This window comes from Acidithiobacillus sp. TH-A36, assembly GCF_057473445.1.
In genome coordinates this window covers 1-4,019 of sequence record NZ_JBYCKP010000390.1, presented here as the reverse complement: position 1 = coordinate 4,019, position 4,019 = coordinate 1, and the positions used below count along the sequence as shown (strand labels likewise).

Below are 4,019 nucleotides of genomic sequence, written 5' to 3'. Positions count from 1 at the left end.
CCCATGGAACGCAGTATGCAAATTTGTGTGAAAGCCCATCAAAAACCGGAATCCGTTTTTCTGCCTGCGGGAAGTGATCGCTGTACCGGCAGTCATAAAGTTTTGCCCGATGGCAAAACCCAATGGACTTTTCATTGTCAGGCACCGGGGGCCTCCATGACCCAGATAGGTTGGTTCCAGACCAGCGCCCGTCATCTGAACTCGCACTGGGTCATTACTGCTATTGTGCATAGCGAGGCTCATTACGAAACAGTGACTGATATGCAAATGCAGGGCACTTATCTCAGTGCTCACTGTGGGAAAGTCAAATAAGCGGTTGGTTAAACAGCAGGCTGGCGCAGCAATTCCAGAAAAGCTCTGCTGCTGTGGCTGGCTTCCTTGCGATATAACACCGAAAGGCGATGATGAATATGCGGTTCCGTATTCAGGGTAATCAGTCCCGGACGTTGTCCCCCACTGTCATTCAGTGCTGAAACAAAACTCACCCCCAAACCGCAACGTACAGCATCACGAATAGCCGCGAGACCACTCAGTTCATAACGGATTTCAGGATAAATTCCGGCATCTTTCAGGGCTTGCAGAGCATGCTCGCGAATGCCTGAACCTTCTTCTCTCCATACCAGTGCGGTGGACTCCAACGCCCGCAAAGGTAATGGTTTTTGCGCCATCTGCAGCCAGTACGGGCTTTCTGGCGCCAGCAGGACAATGGTGGTTTCCCGGAGAGTTTCCTGAACCCACTCGGTCTGTGCAGGCGAGGTCAGATCATCTTCTACAAAAACCAGATCAGCCTGGTCGCGCATGGTCCTGGCTGCGCGGCTGTTGGTGGCTATGAGGCGCAGGGACACCCCCGGATATTGCTGCTGGAAGCGGGCAATAGCCTGCGGCAACAAGGTTTCCGCATTGCTGTGGCTGGCGAGAATGGATAGCGAGCCACGCAGCATTTTTTCGGTGTCCTGACAGAGATGGCGGGCGTCTTCCAGGGCATTTTCGATTTGTTCGGCAATGCGTAACAGCGCCATCCCCATGGCCGTAGGGGTGATACCGTGGCGATTCCGTTGATAGAGGGGTTCTCCGACAATTTCCTGGAGGTTTTTGAGGCGGTGAGAGACGGCGGGCTGGGTCATGAACAGACTTTCTGCTGCGGCATGGAGATTGCCATGGCGTGCCGCCCGGGCCCAGACCAGCAACAAAACAGGATCAATACGCTGATGCAGCATAAACGGGCTCCAGTATTTAAGAAATTACCTGTGATTATTAAAACAATGAAAAATTAGCATTGGATGAATATCCTGTCCAGGTGCAAGCTTGGCGCAAATGTACAGCACCGGAATCAATCACTATGAAACTATTCGCTGAAGTCCCCGGAAACGATCCCCGGGAAATCGTTCGTCACTTCACCCCCAACTGGTTCGCCGCCAATATGGGTACGGGGATTCTGGCGCTCATGATTGCCGAATTTCCTTATGGTGACTGGGGTCAGAAAATCTTTGCACAGGGTCTATGGACTATTAACACATTATTTTTCGCACTGTTTGCCCTGCTGTTTCTGGGGCGGGCGGCGTTTTATCCCGCCAGCTTTCGCCGCCTCTTTCAGCATCCGGTACAGTCTCTTTTCATTGGCGCCATCCCCATGGGTTTCGCCACCATCGTCAATGGCATGCTGATTATCTGGCCGGTCACGGCGTTGTCTTTACAAATCACCAATGTCATGTGGTGGGTGGACGTGGCTCTGGCGCTGTTTTCGGTGCTCCTGGTGCCGTACTTCATGTTTACCGCCCAGGAACACAGCGTTGAAAAAATGACGGCTGCCTGGCTGTTGCCCATTGTTCCTCCGGAGGTCACGGCGGCCAGTGGCGGGTTGTTGGCGCAGCATTTGCCCCCCGCGTTGGGAAGCACCGTCATTTACGTGAGTTATCTGCTCTGGGCCGTTTCGGTGCTGCTGGCCATGGGGATTCTGGCGATCCTGCTTTTACGCCTGACCCTGCACAAGCTCCCCCATCAGGATATGGCGGTATCCGCCTGGCTGCCTTTGGGACCCTTGGGAACCGGTGCCATGGCGATGATCACTCTGGGGGTGGCCGATCAGAAAGTCTTTGCGGGAACGACCCTTGCGGGAATGGGTGATTTTGGTTTCATGGCAGGCCTCTTTGTCGCCCTGATTCTCTGGGGATTCGGGCTGTGGTGGATGCTGATGGCGGTATTTTTTACCCTGCGTTATCTGGGCGAAGGTCTGCCTTTCAATATGGGCTGGTGGGGTTTTACCTTTCCCCTGGGCGTCTTTGACGCCGCTACCTACCTGCTCGCACGGGAGACCAACTGGGGCGTGTTTTTGCCCCTGGGAGCCCTGTTCACCATCGCGTTGGCCTTTTTCTGGGTCATTGTGACCCAACGCAGCTTTAAGGGTATGTGGAGTGGACGCCTGTTTCGTGCGCCCTGCCTTTCCGCCGAAACAGGATTGCCGGAAACCTGTGCTCCCCAAAGTACGCGGCGCCTGACGGAAAACGACCTCAGTGAAATGAGGGATTAGAAGGATCTGAAAAAATCATTCAGAACCTTGTCGAAATAAAAGGAGATATCAATCATGAAATATCCAATGATCGCTGCTGCTGTAGGCGCTTTGCTGATGAGTCCGCTGCTCGCCCAGGCTGATACGGAGGCGCATGCGGAGCATTACCAGACGATCCAACAGTTTCTGGAAGCCGGCAAGGTCACCGGGAATGTCCGTTCCTACTACTTCAATCAGCTTTATGGCGGTAGCCCATTACCCAATAAGTATGCCTATTCACTGGGCGGTATGTTGAAAGTGCAAACGGCGCCGCTCTATGGCCTCAGCGCCGGTGTGGCTTTTTATACGGCCAACAGTCTGGGTGCCAATGATCTGAATGCTCCCCGTCTGGATCCCCTGCTGATGGGGGACAAAGACAGTCTGAATGTGCTGGGACAAGCCTATTTGCAGTATCAGGATCGCTGGTTGAAAGTGAAAGCCGGCGATATGTTGCTGCATACCCCCTGGATGAATCCGTCGGATGCTTTCATGATTCCAAGCACCTTCCAGGCAGTGACTTTGCAGGTCAACCCCATCCGCAATCTGCAACTGATCGGGATTCGCGAGTTTCGTTTCAAAAACCGGATACAGGAAAATTACTACCGAGAAACCCTGCTGAATCAAAACCCCATTTATCCCGATATGCCGGATCATATGGATGGCACACTGGCTTTCGGGGTGAAAGCGCATTGGCAGAGCTTGAAATCCAGCGCCTGGTTCTACAGGTTTTATGATTTGGCGAATCTGTTTTACGGTACTGTCCATTATGGAGTGTCCGGCTTGCCCTATGGCATGAAGCCCTTCGCCGACTTTCAGTATGCGCGGGAATGGGCAGACGGCACGCAATACGCGGGCCCCGTCAACGCGACCGTATTTGGTGGAATGCTCGGTCTGCAAACGCCTTTGGGCCAGGTTTTTGCGGCTTATGATGAGATTCCCGGTCGCAGCCCGTTTTCCATGGGTGGCCGGACTTTGTATAACGGCGGATTTGTTTCCCCCTATACCCAGCAGTACAGTGCCGATCCACTGTACACCAGCATCATGGATTATGGGCTGGTGTCTTCTTCTGCGGCGGGACATGCCTGGAAGTTTGGTTTTTTGATCCATCCCCTACGGCAACTGCGGATCAAATATTCCTACAGCATGTATTGTACCCATCCCTACCTGCCGAACGTAGACGCCAACTATCTGGATGTGACCTATACCCCGGGAGGATTCTGGAAGGGATTATCTCTGCGTAACCGTCTGGCTATCGACCATAGCAATCCCTATGCGGACTATCAGGGAACCTTTATTGATGATCGTTTGATGTTGCAGTACGCCTTTTAAGGGCTTTTAAGCAAAGTGATGTGGTATTGATTTACGGTGTAGGCGACCTCCTCCTCATCGCTTGCGATGGGAGTTTGGCTCTGCTTCGGCAGAGCCGTTTTTAAGCAAAATCATGCATCCGCCTCAGCGCGGAATCTCTTGTGGT

Annotated in this window: 4 protein-coding genes; 3 read left to right on the top strand and 1 reads right to left on the bottom strand. The window is 53.2% G+C overall.

All coding sequences use genetic code 11. The features are described from left to right. Positions 1-312: DUF3617 domain-containing protein (locus AC2VLY_RS10145; RefSeq protein WP_300254299.1), on the top strand; the 312-nt coding region annotated here is incomplete at its 5' end. A gap of 8 nt (positions 313-320) precedes the next feature. On the opposite strand, the gene AC2VLY_RS10140 is transcribed toward AC2VLY_RS10145, so the two are convergent. Beyond that, positions 321-1,217: a LysR family transcriptional regulator gene (locus tag AC2VLY_RS10140; RefSeq protein WP_300254297.1), complete on the bottom strand. Its 897-nt coding sequence runs from the start codon at positions 1,215-1,217 to the stop codon at positions 321-323. Positions 1,218-1,339: 122 nt separating this feature from the next. Between AC2VLY_RS10140 and AC2VLY_RS10135 the strand changes: the two genes are divergently transcribed. Further along, on the top strand, positions 1,340-2,527 hold the full coding sequence (locus AC2VLY_RS10135) for a TDT family transporter (protein WP_300254295.1): 1,188 nt from the start codon (positions 1,340-1,342) through the stop codon (positions 2,525-2,527). Positions 2,528-2,581: 54 nt separating this feature from the next. Continuing rightward, positions 2,582-3,874, top strand: coding sequence for an OprD family outer membrane porin (locus AC2VLY_RS10130; RefSeq protein ID WP_193649428.1), 1,293 nt, complete (start codon positions 2,582-2,584; stop codon positions 3,872-3,874). Positions 3,875-4,019: the final 145 nt, after the last annotated feature.